This window comes from Kineococcus deserti, assembly GCF_050871945.1.
Classification (GTDB): Bacteria; Actinomycetota; Actinomycetes; order Actinomycetales; family Kineococcaceae; genus Kineococcus.
Window position 1 is genome coordinate 35,935 of record NZ_JBJLSI010000011.1, and the last position, 15,993, is coordinate 51,927.

The following is a 15,993-nucleotide window of genomic DNA, read 5'->3' on the forward strand; positions in this document are numbered from 1 at the left end:
GCGGACATGGCAGTCTCCACCGAGCAGATGACCCCGACGGGCGACCACTTGTCGCAGATCGGGGCCCTCATCCGCGACGCCCGCAAGCACCGCGGCCTCACCCAGGTCCAGCTCGCGGAGCGGCTGGGCACCTCCCAGAGCGCCGTGCACCGCATGGAGCAGGGGCAGCAGAACGTCTCCATCGACATGCTGCAGCGCGTCGGGCACGCCCTCCAGGACGACATCGTCTCCATCGGCCGGCCCGGCCCCACGCACCTGCGCGTCCACGGCGGGGTCAAGCTCTCGGGCAGCATCGCGGTCAAGTCCAGCAAGAACGCCGGCGTGGCGCTGCTGTGCGCGGCGCTGCTGAACAAGGGCCGCACGACGTTGCGCGGGGTGGCCCGGATCCTGGAGATCCACCGCATCCTCGACGTGCTCGCCAGCATCGGCGTGAAGTACGAGTGGGTGGGCGAGGCCGACCTCGTGCTGGACGTGCCCAACGACCTGCACCTGGACGCGATGGACGGCGAGACCGCCCGCCGGACGCGGTCCATCATCATGATGCTCGGTCCCCTGCTGCACCGGTACGAGGAGTTCGCGCTCCCCTACGCCGGCGGCTGCGACCTGGGCACCCGCACCGTCGAACCGCACATGGTCGCGTTGCGCCCCTTCGGCCTGCAGGTCACCGCGACGACCGGTTTCTACCACGCGACGGTCGACCGCGACGTCTCCCCGCAGCGCCCGATCGTCCTGACCGAACGCGGTGACACGGTCACCGAGAACGCGTTGATGGCCGCCGCGCGGATGGACGGCGTCACCACGATCCGCAACGCCAGCCCCAACTACATGGTCCAGGACCTGTGCTTCTTCCTGGAGCAGCTCGGGGTGCGCATCGACGGGATCGGCACCACGACGCTGGTCGTGCACGGCGTTCCGGACATCTCGGTCGACGTGGACTACGCCCCCTCCGAGGACCCGGTCGAGGCGATGAGCCTGCTGACCGCCGCGATCATCACCCACTCCGAGCTCACGGTGACCCGCGCCCCGATCGAGTTCCTCGAGATCGAGCTGGCGATCCTGGAGGAGATGGGCCTGAAGTACGACCTGTCCGCGGAGTACACCGCCGCGAACGGCCGGACGCGGCTGGTGGACATCACCGTCCACCCCTCCGAGCTCAAGGCCCCGATCGACAAGATCCACCCGATGCCGTTCCCGGGCCTGAACATCGACAACCTGCCGTTCTTCGCCGTCATCGCGGCGAGCGCGGAGGGTTCGACGACGGTGCACGACTGGGTCTACGACAACCGCGCCATCTACCTCACCGAGCTGAACCGCCTCGGGGCGCGGGTGAAGCTGCTCGACCCGCACCGCGTCCTGGTCGAGGGCCCGACGCGCTGGTCCGGCGCCGAGGTCCTGTGCCCGCCGGCGCTGCGCCCGGCCGTGGTGGTGCTGCTGGCGATGCTGGCGGCCAAGGGAACCTCGGTGCTGCGCAACGTCGACATCATCGCCCGCGGCTACGAGCAGCTCGCCGAGCGCCTCACGCCCCTGGGTGCGCAGATCGAGACGTTCAAGGACTGACCCCGCAACGACGAAGGCCCCGCACTCACCGGAGTGCGGGGCCTTCGTCGTGTGCAGCTCGTGCGTCAGGCCTTCTTGGCGGTGCGACGCGTGGTCGCCGCGGTCTTGGCCGGGGCGGCCTTGCGGGCCGTCGTGGTGCGGGCGGCCGGAGCCGCCTTCTTGGCGGCCGGGGCGGCGGTCCGGGTCGCCGGGGCGGCCTTCTTCGCCACGGCCGCAGCCTTCTTGGCGGTGCCGGTGGAGGCGGTGGTCAGGACCGCACCGGTCGAGGCGGCCTTCTCCTTGGCCGCGGCCTGGAACGCGCGCAGCGCCTTGGTGTCGGAGACGACCTCCTTGAAGGCCGTGCCGGGGCGGAAGCGCGGGACGGAGGTCTTCTTGATCTTCACGGCCTCACCGGTGCGCGGGTTGCGACCGGTGCGGGCGTTGCGGGCCTGCTTCTCGAAGGTGCCGAAACCGCTGATGGCCACCTTGTCGCCCTTGGCGACGGTCAGGGTGATGAGCTCGACGATCGCCTCCACGGCGGTCACGGCCTGCTTGCGGCCGCCGAGCGTCACCTCGAGGGCGTCCACCATCTCTGCCTTGTTCACGGGGCTCCTCCTGGGGGGATCGGGTCGTCCGTGCCGAACACCTCCCCGCGCAACGCGTCGCGCAGGGGCCGAGCAGGAGCCCGACGGGGAAACGGTACGACCGACGATCACCGGAGTCCACCACCGGCGTGGCGGCGAGTCGTTGCGCCGCAGCACACCTGCGCGGGCGGCCTACCGGTCGGGCTGTGCCGCAGGCGCTTCCGCGACACCCGAGGACCACCCGGCACCGGCTGCGGCTCGTGAGCCGATGGCGTTGCCGCACAACGGCTCCGAACGCACGAAGGCCCCGGTCCCGCTGCGCCGCAGCGGGTGTCCGGGGCCGTCGGAGGGGCTCAGGCGCCCGGCGCCAGCGGCGTCGTGGTGGGCTTGAACGACGGTCGACGCGCCTCGAAGTCGCTGATGTCGTCGGCGTGGCGCAGGGTCAGGCTGATGTCGTCCAGCCCCTCCATGAGGCGCCAGCGGACGTACTCGTCGACCTCGAAGGGGGCGGTGAAGTCGTCCACCTGGACGATCCGCTCGACGAGGTCGACGGTCACCTCGGTGCCCGGGTGCGCCTCCAGCGCCTTCCAGATGAGGTCGATGTCGCTCTGCTCCACCACGGCCGCCAGCAGGCCCTGCTTGCCGGAGTTGCCGCGGAAGATGTCGGCGAACCGGGGGGCCAGGACGGCCTTGAACCCGTAGTCGCGCAGCGCCCAGACGGCGTGCTCGCGGCTGGATCCGGTCCCGAAGTCGCGTCCGGCCACGAGCACCGAACCGGGCCGGTAGGGCTCCTGGTTCAGCACGAAGTTCGGGTCGGTCCGCCAGCCGGCGAACAGGGCGTCCTCGAAGCCGGTCTTGGTGACCCGCTTGAGGTAGACGGCGGGGATGATCTGGTCGGTGTCGACGTCGGTGCGGCGCAACGGCACCCCGACACCACGGTGGACGGTGAACTTCTCCACGACGGACTGCTCCTCAGGCGTTGCTGGTGACGGGTTCGAGGTCGGCGGGCGAGCTCAGCGTCCCGCGCACGGCGGTGGCCGCGGCCACCAGCGGCGAGACCAGGTGCGTGCGGCCGCCCTTGCCCTGGCGCCCCTCGAAGTTGCGGTTGGACGTCGAGGCGCACCGTTCGCCGGGGGCGAGCTGGTCGGGGTTCATCCCCAGGCACATCGAGCAGCCGGCGAAACGCCAGTCGGCGCCGAACTCCTTGAACACCGTGTCCAGCCCCTCGGCCTCGGCCTGCAGCCGGACCTTCGCCGAACCCGGCACGACCATCATCCGGACCGAATCGGCCTTCCGGCGGCCGCGCACGACGTCGGCGGCCGCGCGCAGGTCCTCGATGCGGCTGTTGGTGCAGGAGCCCAGGAACACCGTGTCGACGGCGATGTCGCGCATCTTCGTGCCGCCCTGCAGGCCCATGTACTCCAGCGCACGCTCGACACCCTGGCGGACCCCGTCGTCGCCGATCTGCTCGGGTACCGGCACCGAACCCGACAACGGCACACCCTGACCGGGGTTGGTCCCCCAGGTGACGAACGGTTCGAGTTCGGAGCCCTCCAGGACGACCTCGGCGTCGAACTCGGCGTCCTCGTCGGTGTGCAGGGTGCGCCAGTACTCCACCGCGGCGTCCCAGTCGGCGCCCTGCGGGGCGTGCGGGCGGCCCTGCAGGTACGCGAAGGTGGTCTCGTCGGGGGCGACCATGCCCGCCCGCGCGCCGGCCTCGATCGACATGTTGCAGATCGTCATCCGGCCTTCCATCGACAGGCTGCGGATCGCCTCGCCGCGGTACTCCAGGACGTAGCCCTGCCCGCCACCGGTGCCGATCTTCGCGATGACGGCCAGGATGATGTCCTTGGCCGTGGTGCCGGGCTTCAGCTGCCCGTTCACGGTGATGGCCATCGTCTTGAACGGCTTCAGCGGCAGCGTCTGGGTGGCCAGGACGTGCTCGACCTCGCTGGTGCCGATCCCCATGCCCAGGGACCCGAACGCCCCGTGGGTGGAGGTGTGCGAGTCGCCGCACACGACGGTCATGCCCGGCTGGGTGAGCCCCAGCTGCGGGCCGACGACGTGCACGATGCCCTGCTCGGCGTCACCGAGCGGGTGCAGGCGGACGCCGAACTCGGCGCAGTTCTCGCGCAGGGTCTGCAGCTGCTTGGCCGAGGTCTTGTCCTCCAGCAGCGACAGCGGGCGGTCGATGTCGACCGTGGGGGTGTTGTGGTCCTCGGTCGCGATCGTGAGGTCCAGGCGGCGCACGGGTCGTCCGGCCAGGCGCAGCCCGTCGAAGGCCTGCGGGCTGGTCACCTCGTGCACGAGGTGGAGGTCGATGAACAACAGGTCCGGTTCCCCGTCGTTCCCGCGCCGGACGACGTGGTCGTCCCAGACCTTCTGCGCCAGCGTGCGCCCCATCATCTGCTCCCCTCACTTGCGTCTCACTGATTGAGACGCCAGTATCGCTCCGTGGACAAGAGTAGCGGAGTGGGCGTGCTGGACAAGGCCGTCCTGGTCCTGGACGCCCTGGAGGCGGGCCCGGCGAGCCTGGCCCAGCTGGTGACGGCGACCGGACTGGCCCGGCCCACGGCGCACCGCCTCGCGGTCGCCCTGGAGCACCACCGGCTGGTCGCCCGCGACCTGCAGGGTCGCTTCGTGCTCGGCGCCCGGCACGGCGAGCTGGCCGCCGCGGCCGGCGAGGACCGGCTGGTGGCCGTCGCGGGACCGCTCCTGACCGCCCTGCGCGACGGCACCGGCGAGAGCGCGCAGCTGTACCGCCGGCACGGTGAGCACCGCATCTGCATCGCGGCGGCCGAGCGGCTGCACGGCCTGCGCGACACCGTCCCGGTGGGCGCCTCGATGACGATGCAGGCGGGGTCGGCGGCGCAGGTGCTGCTGGCCTGGGACGACCCCGAGCGCCTGTCGGTGGAGCTGCTCGGCGCACGGTTCGACGCGGCGGCCCTGTCGGGGGTGCGCAGGCGCGGCTGGGCCCACTCCAGCGGTGAGCGGGAGCCCGGGGTGGCCTCGGTCAGTGCGCCCGTGCGCGGGCCCTCGGGGCGCGTCCTGGCGGCCGTCTCGGTCTCGGGTCCGGTCGAGCGCTTCGGCCGCCACCCCGGCCGCCGGCACGCCGACGCCGTGCTGGCCACCGCCGCGGCCTTCACCGCGGCCCTGGCGCCCTCGGCGTCCTGAGGGCCGGGCGGGAACGACGAAGGCCCCCGGTCTGCTGACCGGGGGCCTTCCCTGTAGCCCCGACGGGATTCGAACCCGCGCTACCGCCTTGAGAGGGCGGCGTGCTAGGCCGCTACACAACGGGGCCCTAGCTTGCTGTGGTGCTCGTCGAACAAGCGCTGGGGTACCAGGACTCGAACCTAGACTAACTGAACCAGAATCAGTCGTGCTGCCAATTACACCATACCCCATGGTGTTTCACCCGGCCGGCGAACCGCCCGAACGAGAAGAACTGTATCGGGTGGCCGGGCTCCTTCCCAAATCGGCCCCCCGGCGGCTCACCTGAGCCGTCCGGGGCGCCGATCCGGTCGTCAGAGCGTGGCGCGCAGCCGGCGGAGCCGGGTCAGGGACGACTCCCGGCCCAGGATCTCCATCGACTCGAACAGCGGCGGCGAGACGCGCCGGCCGGTGACGGCCGTGCGCAGCGGGGCGAAGGCGAACTTGGGCTTGATCCCCAGACCCTCGACCACGGCCGCGCGCAACGCGGTCTCCAGGGCCGCCGTGGTCCACTCCGGCAGCTCCTGCAGGGCGGTCAGGGACGCGTCCAGGACGTCGGCGGCCTCCGGGCGCAGGGCCTTCGTCGCGTCCTCCTCCAGGACGACGTCGGCGTCGGCGGCGAACAGGAAGCCGAGCATCCCCGGGGCCTGCCCGAGCAGCGTCATGCGCTCCTGCACCAGCGGCGCGGCCTGGGCCAGGCGCTCGAGCTGGTCGGCGGTCGGCTCGGCGGGCAGCACGCCCCCGGCCTGCAGGTAGGGCACCAGCCGGGCCCGGAAGTCCCCGGGCTCCAGCAGCCGCAGGTGCGCGGCGTTGATCGCCTCGGCCTTGGTCACGTCGAAGCGCGCGGGAGAACCGTTGACGTCGACCACGTCGAAGGCGGCGACCATCTCCTCCACGCTGAAGACGTCGCGGTCCTCGGCGATGCCCCAGCCCAGCAGGGCCAGGTAGTTCAGCAACCCCTCGCGGACGAAACCCCGGTCCCGGTGGTGGAACAGGTTCGACTCAGGGTCGCGCTTGGAGAGCTTCTTGTTGCCCTCGCCCATGACGTACGGCAGGTGCCCGAAGCTCGGGACCTGCTGCGCCACACCGATGTCGACCAGCGCCTCGTACAGGGCGATCTGCCGCGGCGTGGAGGAGAGCAGGTCCTCCCCGCGCAGCACGTGGGTGATGCCCATCAGCGCGTCGTCGACCGGGTTGACCAGCGTGTACAGCGGGTCGCCGTTGGCGCGCACCAGGACCGGGTCCGGGAACGAGCCGGCCTTGAACTCGATGCGCCCGCGGACGAGGTCGTCGAAGGAGTAGTCGCGCCCTTCGGGCAACCGCAGCCGCAACGTGGGTTCGCGGCCCTCGGCCTTGTACGCCGCGACCTGCTCCGGGGTCAGGTCCCGGTCGAAACCGTCGTAGCCCAGGACCTTGGGGCGGCCCGCGGCCTCGTGCCGGGCCTCGATCTCCTCGGCCGTCGAGAACGACTCGTACAGGTGCCCCGCGGCCAGCAACCGCTGCACGACGTCGTCGTAGACTGGCCGGCGCAGGCTCTGCCGGTAGGGCTCGTGCGGGCCACCGACGTCGATGCCCTCGTCCCAGTCCAGGCCCAGCCAGGCCAGGGCGTCGAGGATCTGCGCGTAGCTCTCCTCGGAGTCCCGGGCGGCGTCGGTGTCCTCGATGCGGAACACCAGCTTGCCGCCGGTGTGCCGGGCGTAGGCCCAGTTGAACAGGGCGGTGCGGATGAGCCCGACGTGCGGGGTTCCCGTCGGCGAGGGGCAGAAGCGGACACGGACCGGCGAGGAGCCGGGGGCGGGTGCGGCGATGTCAGTCATGGCCCGCCCAGCCTATTCGGGTCAGCACAGCGGCGGAGGGTGCGCCCGGCCGGGTGGTGGCACTGCGTCACCACTGGTCCGTCCGGGTGGGCGAGCACCTCACGCAGCGTGACGCGTGTCAGCGTCGTGAGCGACCGCCCAGCCCGCTCCCCGTTCCCCGGAGGACCCCGTGACCTCGCGCCCCACCAAGACGCTCGTCGCCGCCGCCGGCCTGCTGCTCCCGCTGACCGCGCTCACCGCCTGCGGTGCGGTGCAGGCCGCCGCCGGGCAGCCCGCCGCGACGACCACCCCGACCGCCACGCCCACGGCCACCGCCGCGCCGGTGGCCGTCGAACCGGTGGCCAACGACCTGGCGCTGGGTTCGGCCCACCACCAGCTGCAGGCCGGCGGGATGGACCTGGCGGTCGACTACTGGTCGACGCTGGACGTGTCGCAGTGGACCGCGCAGGCCGCCAAGCCCGTCCAGCTCGCCGCGACGATCACCGGGCCGAACCTGGGCACCGGCAAGAAGCAGCAGCGCGCCTACATCAGCAGCTTCAGCGTCACGTCCACGGCCGTCGCCGCGGACGGCAGCGTGACGTCCCCGGTCACGGTGCAGGACGTCTCACGGCAGACCCCCGGCTACCTCGCGATGGCCCCGTACGCGTACTCGACCTCGTTCGTCGTCCCCGCCGTGCCCGAGGGCACGCGCAGCGTCGAACTGCTCATCAGCTACGACGTGCTGGAGCAGAGCGCGCCGGGCGCGGACGACTACTCCAAGCAGACCGCGACCGACACGCTCACGCTGGCGATCGCCGCGCCCGCCGCGGCCTCGACGGGGAACTGAGGATCACTGCAGGGTCACTGCGGGGTCACTGCGGGGCGGTGAACGAGGTCGACAGGACGCCCAGCCCCTCGATCTCCACCTCGACGCGCTGACCGGCGCGCACCGGCCCGACACCGGCGGGCGTGCCGGTCATGATGACGTCGCCGGGCAGCAGGGTCATCGCCGAGGAGACGTGGGCGATGATCGAGGGGATGTCGTGGACCATGAGCGAGGTCCGGCCGTCCTGGACCACCTCCACGTCCTCCCCGGTGATGCGGCGCGTCTCGATCCGCACGTTCGAGGGGTCCAGCTCGGTCTCGATCCACGGGCCCAGCGGCGTGAACCCGTCGGCACCCTTGGCCCGCCACCACTGCTTGTCCGGGCCCTGCAGGGAGCGCGCGGTGATGTCGTTGGCGACCGTGTAGCCGTAGACGACCTCCGCGACCCGCTCCTTCGGCACGTCCTTGCACAGCCGGCGGATGACGATGGCCAGCTCACCCTCGTAGTGCAGCTCCTCCCCCGCCCAGGCCGGGATGGCCAGCGGGTCGCCCGGGCCGGCCACGGAGGTGTTCGGCACGGTGAACACCAGCGGTTCCTCGGGCACCTCGTTGCCGAGTTCCTCGGCGTGCGCGACGTAGTTGCGGCCGATGCCCAGGACCTTCGAGCGCGGGATGACCGGCGCCAGCAGCCGGGCGTCCACGAGCGGGACCCGTTCGCCGGTGGGGTTCAGCGGCGTGAACAGCGGGTCGCCCGAGACGACGAGGATCTCCTCCTCACCCGGAGCGCCCTCCACGACGCCGTACCGCGGGTCGGAGCCACCGGACGAGAACCTGGCGATGCGCATGCGGCTCACCCTAGTGAGGTGACCGGGCGCGGGGAGTTGACGGGGTGCAGGGGCGGCCGGCCGGCCACGTGCCGGGCGACGGCCTCCCCCAGCTGCCGGGCGGCGTCGGCGAAGTACCCCGACGTCAGGGCCGCGGTGTGCGCGGTGGCCACGACACGCGGGTGCTGCCGCAACGGCCCGTCGGCCGGGTAGGGCTCGCGGGTGAACACGTCGAGCCCGAGCCCACCCAGGTGTCCCGTCCGCAGCGCCGCGAACGCTGCGGCCTCGTCGAGGACGGCACCGCGGGCGACGTTCACCACCAGTGCACCGGGCGCCAGGACCCCCAGGGCGGCGGCGTCGAGCAACGGCGGCGCCCCGGACACGGGGGTCGCCGCCAGCACGACGACGTCGGCGCCGCGCAGCGCGGCGTGCAGCTCCCCGACGCCGTACGTGCGCATGCCGGGGACCGGTGGCTCGGCCTCGGGCCGGCGGCGCACCCCGACCAGGTCCACGCCGAAGGCCGCGAGCAGCCGGGCCGTCGCCCCACCGACCGCACCGGTCCCGACGACGACCGCGCGGGAGCCGCGCAGGCTGCGGGCGCCCGGCGACCCCCACCGGCCGGGGGCAAACCCGTCGGCGGCCTCGGGCAGGCGCTTGGCCAGCGCGAGCAGCAGGGCCAGGGCGTGCTCGGCGACGTGCGGGGCGTTGAGCCCGGGCATGTTCGCCACCCACACCCCCGCCGCGGTCGCCGCTTCCACGTCGATGGCGTCGACCCCCACACCGAACTGCTGGACGAGCCCGAAGGTGCTGCACCGCAACGCCGGTGCGGTGAGCGCGGACACGACGGGGACGACGACGTCCGGTTGCCGTCCGCCCCCGGTGAGGCGCTCGGTGAGCGCGTGGTGCTCGACGGCCTCGACGGTGGTGCGCGCGGCGAGGTCGCTGGGCCAGTGCGCCGTGACGGCGTCCCAGCCGATCTCGCCCGAGAAGCGCGGCTGACCGAACAGGACGTGCAGCGGCGCCCCGGCCGCGGGGACGTTCCGGCACTGTGGGGTGTTCACGCCCGCAGACTAGGTAGAGGTTCGGGGGGCTGCGACGATGTCCGTACGACGTACGGCGGAGAGGGTGGAAATGGCCGACTTGGACGCACTGGACACGGCGATCCTGCGGGCTCTGCAGGCAGATGCACGGCGGACCAACCGGGACGTGGCCGCCGCGGTGGGCGTCTCCCCCACCACGGCGCTGGACCGCACCCGCAGCCTGCGCCGGCGCGGCGTCATCCGCGGAGCCCGCCTCGAGGTGGACCTCGCCGAGATCGGCCGCGGGGTGCAGGCGCTCATCGCCGTCCGCGTCCGCCCGCCGTCGCGGCCGACGATCGAGGCGTTCAGGGAGTGGGTGTCACGCCTGCCCGAGGTGATCGGCGTGTTCGTCGTCTCCGGCGCCGAGGACTTCCTCGTCCACGTCGCCGTCCGCGACAACCAGGCCCTCTACGCCTTCGTCATCGACCGCCTGACCCAACGCAGCGAGGTCGCCGACGTGCGGACGAGCGTGGTCTACGAGCACCTGCGCTCGGGCGTCGTCGAACCCGCCTGATCGTCCGCGCGGCGCTGGCGGGGCGGGGTCGGGGGTCGGGTCGGGGTCGGGATTGGGGACCGTTGACGCATGGGGCCGCTAGGTCCGGCCCGATGCGTCAACGATCCGAACCTGAGGAGCCATCGGACGGCCGTCCATGACGCCGCGGTCTCCACAGCCTCCCCCGAGCACCTGCTGTGCACAGGTCGGCGTCGGCACACCCGCGTCGGGGACCGACCGGCGTGACGATCCGGGCCATGCCGAAGCTGAAGAACTACGACCGTGCGGCCGTCGACGCCCTCATCCGTCGTGACCGCGGAGTCGTCAGACGTTCCGACCTCCTGGCGCTCGGAATGCCGAAGTCGACGCTCACGGACCTCACGGGCGCCCGCGGCCGCTGGCAGCGCCTCCTCCCGGCGGTCGTCGTGACGCACCGCGGAACTCCCACGGAGTGGGAGCGCCGACGGGCCGCCGTGCTCTACGCCGGACCGCAGGCGCGCATCAGCGGCCTGCACGCGCTCGACCTGCACGCGGCGCTGGCGTCGTCGATCGAGGTGGGGCGAACCGTCTTCGTCGTCATCCCGGCCGACGTCCACCGAACCTCGGCCGGGTACTGCGAGGTCGAACGGACCGAACGAGACCCGGGTGGATCGGTCAGGAGGGGGTTTCCGGTCACGAGCGTGGCCCGCGCGTGCGCCGACGCGGTGCGTGGGCACGACATGCGCCTCGACGACGTCCGGGAACTCATGAGCGGGGTGCTGCGCGAGGACAGGTGCACGTTGAAGCAGTTGCAGCGCGAGGTGCTGCTCGGGCCGACCCAGCGCAGCGCCTTCGCACGTACCGCTCTGCTGGAGCTCGGCGCCGGCACCCGCAGTTCCGCCGAGGCCAAGGCGATGCGGATCGTCGGAGGGTCCGGCCTGCCGCAGCCGCTGTGGAACCAGCCGGTGGTCGTGGACGGACGGTGGGTGGGCGAGGCCGACGCCTACTGGCCGGACCTCGGCGTCGTCCTGGAGATCGACTCGATGACGTGGCACCTGGGTGCCCGTCGCCTTCGCCGGACGCAGGAGAAGGCGCGGCGGTACGCCGCGGCGGGGATCCTGTTGGTCAGCATCGCGCCGGCGGACCTGCTCGCGGATCCCAGAGGTTTCCTCGACACCTTGCGGGAAGCACTGGCCGCAGCCGCCGCTCGCCGCGCCGTGTGAGCGGCGGACCACCGAACGTCCTCACGTGCGGTGACCCCGTTCGGACCGTTGACGCATCGGGCCGGACCTACCGGTCCGCTGCGTCAACGGTCCCCACCCGAACCCCCGCCCGCGGCTCAGACGAGGCGGTGCAACCACCCGTGGGTGTCCTCGGCCCGTCCGTACTGGACGTCCAGCAGCTTCTCGCGGATCTTCAGCGTCACCTCACCGGCGGCGCCGGTGCCGTGGGACAGTTCGCCGTCGACGGAGACGAGCCTGCCGACGGGGGTGATCGCGGCGGCCGTGCCGCAGGCGAACACCTCGGTGATGCGGCCGGAGGCCACGCCCTGGCGCCACTCGTCGATGCTGACGCGGCGCTCGCTGACCTCGTGGCCGAGGTCCTTGGCCAGGTCGATGATCGAGGAGCGGGTGATGCCCTCCAGGATCGTGCCGGTCAGTTCGGGGGTGACGATGGAGCCGTCGTCGTGGACGAAGTACAGGTTCATCCCGCCGAGTTCCTCGACGTACGTGTTCTCGGCCGCGTCCAGGAAGCAGACCTGGTCGCAACCGTGCTCGTACGCCTCCTCCTGCGCGACCAGGCTGGCCGCGTAGTTCCCGCCGCACTTGGCCGAGCCGGTCCCGCCCAGGGAGGCACGGGTGTAGTTCTGCGACAACCAGATCGAGACGGGCTTCACCCCACCGGGGAAGTACGCGCCCGCCGGGGAGGCGATGACCATGAACTTCACCTCGTGCGCCGCGCGGACCCCGAGGAACGCCTCGGTGGCGACCATGAACGGGCGCAGGTACAGCGACGTCTCGCCCCCGGTGGGCACCCACGCCTCGTCGGCGCGCACCAGCTGGGTGATGGCCTCGAGGAACATCTGCTCGCCGACCTCGGGCAGCGCGAGCCGGCGGGCGGAGCGGTCCATCCGGGCCGCGTTGGCCTCGGGGCGGAACGTCCAGACGCTGCCGTCGGCGTGCCGGTAGGCCTTGAGCCCCTCGAAGATCTCCTGCGCGTAGTGCAGGACGGCCGCGGCCGGGTCCAGCTGCAGCGGGCCGTAGGGGACGACGCCGGTGTCGTGCCAGCCGGCGTCCCGGGTCCACGTCGCGGTGGCCATGTGGTCGGTGAAGAACCTGCCGAACCCGGGGGCGGCGAGGATCTCGGCGCGGCGCTCCTCGCTCACCGGCGCGGCCGACGACGTGACCGGGAACGTCAGGGGTGCCCCAGCGGTCGGCCCGGACGACGTGGTGGCGGTCATGCGCGTACTCCTCGGTGGCAGTGGTGGTGCGTTCGACGGTACCCCGCCCGCGGGGGGGGTGGTTCAGCCGGCGGCGGCGGCCAGGGCGTCGCCCACCTCGGCCGTGGAGCGCGGCCCGACCTCCCCCGTGGCGCGGCGGGCCAGGTCGGCGGTGACGGCGGCGTCGACGCGCGCGGCGGCGTCGGTGCGGCCCAGGTGCTCCAGCAGCAGCGACACCGACAGCACCGCGGCGGTCGGGTCGGCCAGCTGCCGGCCCGCGATGTCGGGGGCCGAGCCGTGGACGGGCTCGAACATGCTCGGCGCGGTGCGGTCGGGGTTGACGTTGCCCGAGGCGGCCAGCCCGATGCCACCGGTGACGGCCGCGGCCAGGTCGGTGAGGATGTCGCCGAAGAGGTTGTCGGTGACGATGACGTCGAACCGGGACGGGTCGGTCACCAGGAAGATCGTCGCGGCGTCCACGTGCAGGTAGTCGACGCTGACGTCGGGGAACTCCGCGCCGACGGCCTCGACGGTCCGGCGCCACAGGTGCCCGGCGTGCACGAGGACGTTGTGCTTGTGCACGAGGGTGAGCTTCTTGCGCGGGCGGGCGGCGGCGCGCGCGAAACCGGCGCGGACGAGCCGCTCGACACCGAAGGCGGTGTTGACGCTGACCTCGGTGGCGATCTCGTGCGGCGTGCCGACCCGCAGCGCGCCGCCGTTGCCGACGTAGGGACCTTCGGTGCCCTCGCGCACGACGACGAAGTCGATCTCGCCGGGCCGGCCCAGCGGGGTGGCGACGCCGGGGTACAGCTTGGAGGGCCGCAGGTTGACGTAGTGGTCCAGGGCGAAGCGCAGCTTGAGCAGCATGCCGCGTTCGAGGACGCCGCTGGGCACGCTGGGGTCGCCGATGGCGCCCAGCAGGATCGCGTCGTGGCCGCGGACCTCCTCCAGCACGCTGTCCGGCAGCGTCTCGCCCGTGCGGTGGTACAGCCGGGCGCCGAGGTCGTACTCGGTGGTGGCGACCTTCTCCCCCGCGCTGTCCAGGACCGCGGTGAGCACCTTCAGGGCTTCGGCGGTCACCTCCTGGCCGATGCCGTCGCCAGGGATGACCGCGAGCTTCAAGGTGTCCGCCATGCGCGGGAGGGTAACGGAGACCCGCGCCCGTCCGACCAGCATGCGAGCAGCTCGTCCCAGCATGCGGACGGTCAGACCACGGGAGGACGGCGCGGATCCTCCTGCGGCACGACGCCGACCCCGGGCCGCCCTCCTACGCTGAGGCGGTGCAGGGACAGGACGTGTTCGACCGGATCGTCGGCTGGTGGCGCCGCAACAGCCTGTTGATCGACGCCCTGGTCGCGCTGGGCCTGGCGGGCGTCACCGGCCTCGGCAGCCTGGCCGAGGGGTTGCTGGCGGCCTTGATCAGCGTGGGCATGTGCCTGCCGCTGGCGGTCCGCCGGCGCTTCCCCGAGGTCTCCGCCGCCCTGGTCGTGCTCTTCGCCCTCGCTCAGCTGGTCCTGGTCACTCCCGCGCTGGGCAACGTCGCCGTGCTCGCCTCGGTCTACGCGCTCGCCGGCTACGCCCGGCCGTGGGCCTCGCGCGCCGGGCTGCTGCTGGGTCTGGCCGGGGCACCGGTCTGCGCCGTCCGGTTCTTCGGCTACGACATCGGCTCCGTCGTCCTGCTCACCGCGCTCATCGCGTTCTCCGTGCTGGCCAGCTGGTCCCTGGGCAGCCTGCGCCGCGCGCAGCGGCAGACCGAACTGGCCCTCGTCGAACGCGCGCGCCTGCTGGAGGTCGAACGGGAGAACGAGTCCCGGCTGGCCGCCACGGCCGAACGCCAGCGCATCGCCCGGGAGATGCACGACGTCGTCGCCCACTCCCTGTCGGTGATCATCGCCCAGGCCGACGGCGGCCGGTACGCCGCCACGGCGAGCCCCGCGGCCGCGGCGCAGGCCCTGGAGACGATCTCGGGCACCGGCCGGCAGGCCCTGGCCGACATGCGGGGCCTGCTCGGGGTGCTGCGCCAGGGTCCGGGGGACGAACGCGCCCCGCAGCCCGACGCCGCGCGGATCCCCGACCTCGTCGACCACGTCCGCGCCAGCGGTCTGGAGATCACCTCCGAGGTGCACGGGACCCCGCGCGAACTGCCGCCGGCGATCGGCCTGGCCGCCTACCGGATCGTGCAGGAGTCCTTGACCAACGTCCTCAAGCACGCCGGCCCGCGGGCCCGCGCGCACGTGCAGGTCCGCTGGGACGCCGACGCGCTGCGCCTGGGGGTCGACGACGACGGTCGCGGCGCGGCCTCGATGGTGCAGGCGGGCCCGGGCGGTCAGGGCCTGGTGGGCATGGCCGAACGCGCGCGGCTGCACGGCGGTTCGGTCTCCAGCGGTCCCCGACCGGGTGGGGGTTTCTCCGTCCGCGCGACCCTTCCCTACAGTCCCTGACGTGAGCCAACAGCCGATCCGCGTGGTCCTCGTCGACGACCAGCAACTCGTCCGCGCCGGTTTCCGGATGGTCATCGACTCCCAGCCCGACCTGACCGTCGTGGCCGAGGCCTCCGACGGTGCCGACGCCGTCCGGGTCGTGGCCTCCACCCCGTGCGACGTCGTCCTCATGGACGTGCGCATGCCCGGGCTGGACGGCATCGAGGCCACGCAGCAGATCACCGCCCGTTCCGGCGCCGAGAAGGTCGTCGTGCTGACCACGTTCGACCTCGACGAGTACGTCGTCTCCGCGATCGGCGCCGGTGCCAGCGGTTTCCTGCTCAAGGACGCCCCACCGGAGGAACTGCTGACGGCCATCCGCACGGTCCACTCCGGCGACGCCGTCATCGCCGCCAGTTCCACCCGCCGGCTGCTGCAGCACGTCGGCCCGTTGCTGCGCGCCGGCGCCGCCAGCCCCTCGGCTGCGCCGCAAGGACTTCCGAACGACCTGACGCCGCGGGAACGGGAGGTCCTCGAGTGCATGGCCCACGGGCTGTCGAACACCGAGATCGCCCAGCGGTTCGTCGTCTCCGAGGCCACCGTCAAGACCCACGTCGGCCGGGTGCTGGCCAAGACGCACTCGCGCGACCGCGTCCAGGCCGTCGTGCTGGCCTACGCGGCGGGCCTGGTGCAACCCGGGGACGTGCTGCGCGACGCGCGCTGAGCCGGGCGACGGGTCAGACCACGGGATGACCTGGGGTTCCCGCGTCCACCGCCGGTCCCACTCCCAGGATCCGCTCAGGAACC

General features: G+C 72.6%; 15 protein-coding genes and 2 tRNA genes. 7 read left to right on the forward strand and 10 right to left on the reverse strand.

The annotated features are described in order from the left end of the window. Positions 1 to 6: 6 nt before the first annotated feature. Entirely contained in the window at positions 7 to 1,557 is a 1,551-nt protein-coding gene (locus ACRYR2_RS10990; RefSeq protein WP_432562904.1) for a helix-turn-helix domain-containing protein, read from the forward strand. Positions 1,558 to 1,622: 65 nt separating this feature from the next. On the opposite strand, the gene ACRYR2_RS10995 is transcribed toward ACRYR2_RS10990, so the two are convergent. From ACRYR2_RS10995 to leuC, 3 genes are all read right to left on the reverse strand, one after another. Continuing rightward, positions 1,623 to 2,141 (reverse strand): HU family DNA-binding protein, encoded by a 519-nt coding sequence (locus tag ACRYR2_RS10995; RefSeq protein WP_432562905.1) that lies wholly within the window; start codon positions 2,139 to 2,141, stop codon positions 1,623 to 1,625. Positions 2,142 to 2,473: 332 nt separating this feature from the next. Then, positions 2,474 to 3,079: a 3-isopropylmalate dehydratase small subunit gene (gene leuD, locus ACRYR2_RS11000; RefSeq protein WP_432562906.1), complete on the reverse strand. Its 606-nt coding sequence runs from the start codon at positions 3,077 to 3,079 to the stop codon at positions 2,474 to 2,476. A 13-nt stretch (positions 3,080 to 3,092) separates the two neighbouring features. Next, a complete protein-coding gene (gene leuC, locus ACRYR2_RS11005) occupies positions 3,093 to 4,523 on the reverse strand; it encodes a 3-isopropylmalate dehydratase large subunit (RefSeq protein ID WP_432562907.1) in 1,431 nt (476 codons plus the stop codon). A 51-nt stretch (positions 4,524 to 4,574) separates the two neighbouring features. Here leuC and ACRYR2_RS11010 point away from each other — a divergent pair, with 51 nt between their 5' ends. After that, positions 4,575 to 5,294, forward strand: a complete 720-nt coding sequence (locus ACRYR2_RS11010; protein WP_432562908.1) for an IclR family transcriptional regulator — start codon at positions 4,575 to 4,577, stop codon at positions 5,292 to 5,294. A 54-nt stretch (positions 5,295 to 5,348) separates the two neighbouring features. Here the strand turns inward: ACRYR2_RS11010 and ACRYR2_RS11015 are convergent. The 3 genes from ACRYR2_RS11015 to gltX form a co-directional block, all read right to left on the reverse strand. After that, positions 5,349 to 5,421, reverse strand: a tRNA-Glu gene (locus tag ACRYR2_RS11015). A 31-nt stretch (positions 5,422 to 5,452) separates the two neighbouring features. Further along, positions 5,453 to 5,524, reverse strand: a tRNA-Gln gene (locus tag ACRYR2_RS11020). A 120-nt stretch (positions 5,525 to 5,644) separates the two neighbouring features. Continuing rightward, positions 5,645 to 7,147 (reverse strand): glutamate--tRNA ligase, encoded by a 1,503-nt coding sequence (gltX, locus tag ACRYR2_RS11025; RefSeq protein WP_432562909.1) that lies wholly within the window; start codon positions 7,145 to 7,147, stop codon positions 5,645 to 5,647. Between the two features lie 169 nt (positions 7,148 to 7,316). On the opposite strand from gltX, the gene ACRYR2_RS11030 reads away from it, so the two are divergent. After that, positions 7,317 to 7,973 (forward strand): hypothetical protein, encoded by a 657-nt coding sequence (locus ACRYR2_RS11030; protein ID WP_432562910.1) that lies wholly within the window; start codon positions 7,317 to 7,319, stop codon positions 7,971 to 7,973. A 25-nt stretch (positions 7,974 to 7,998) separates the two neighbouring features. Here the strand turns inward: ACRYR2_RS11030 and ACRYR2_RS11035 are convergent, their stop codons facing one another. Both ACRYR2_RS11035 and ACRYR2_RS11040 read right to left on the reverse strand, forming a co-directional pair. Beyond that, complete coding sequence (locus ACRYR2_RS11035; RefSeq protein ID WP_432562911.1) at positions 7,999 to 8,796, reverse strand: fumarylacetoacetate hydrolase family protein; 798 nt, start codon at positions 8,794 to 8,796, stop codon at positions 7,999 to 8,001. Positions 8,797 to 8,801: 5 nt separating this feature from the next. After that, positions 8,802 to 9,836, reverse strand: coding sequence for an NAD(P)-dependent oxidoreductase (locus ACRYR2_RS11040; RefSeq protein WP_432562912.1), 1,035 nt, complete (start codon positions 9,834 to 9,836; stop codon positions 8,802 to 8,804). 70 nt (positions 9,837 to 9,906) lie between these two features. On the opposite strand from ACRYR2_RS11040, the gene ACRYR2_RS11045 reads away from it, so the two are divergent. Next, positions 9,907 to 10,368: an Lrp/AsnC family transcriptional regulator gene (locus ACRYR2_RS11045; protein WP_432562913.1), complete on the forward strand. Its 462-nt coding sequence runs from the start codon at positions 9,907 to 9,909 to the stop codon at positions 10,366 to 10,368. A 236-nt stretch (positions 10,369 to 10,604) separates the two neighbouring features. After that, positions 10,605 to 11,549, forward strand: a complete 945-nt coding sequence (locus ACRYR2_RS11050) for a hypothetical protein (RefSeq protein WP_432562914.1) — start codon at positions 10,605 to 10,607, stop codon at positions 11,547 to 11,549. Positions 11,550 to 11,665: 116 nt separating this feature from the next. Here ACRYR2_RS11050 and ACRYR2_RS11055 read toward each other — a convergent pair whose 3' ends face one another. After that, positions 11,666 to 12,787: a branched-chain amino acid aminotransferase gene (locus ACRYR2_RS11055; protein ID WP_432562915.1), complete on the reverse strand. Its 1,122-nt coding sequence runs from the start codon at positions 12,785 to 12,787 to the stop codon at positions 11,666 to 11,668. Between the two features lie 63 nt (positions 12,788 to 12,850). Beyond that, positions 12,851 to 13,900, reverse strand: coding sequence for a 3-isopropylmalate dehydrogenase (locus ACRYR2_RS11060; protein ID WP_432562916.1), 1,050 nt, complete (start codon positions 13,898 to 13,900; stop codon positions 12,851 to 12,853). Between the two features lie 146 nt (positions 13,901 to 14,046). On the opposite strand from ACRYR2_RS11060, the gene ACRYR2_RS11065 reads away from it, so the two are divergent. Both ACRYR2_RS11065 and ACRYR2_RS11070 read left to right on the forward strand, forming a co-directional pair. Next, a complete protein-coding gene (locus tag ACRYR2_RS11065; RefSeq protein WP_432562917.1) occupies positions 14,047 to 15,207 on the forward strand; it encodes a sensor histidine kinase in 1,161 nt (386 codons plus the stop codon). Between the two features lies 1 nt (position 15,208). Beyond that, on the forward strand, positions 15,209 to 15,910 hold the full coding sequence (locus ACRYR2_RS11070) for a response regulator (protein WP_432562918.1): 702 nt from the start codon (positions 15,209 to 15,211) through the stop codon (positions 15,908 to 15,910). Positions 15,911 to 15,993 lie beyond the last annotated feature (83 nt).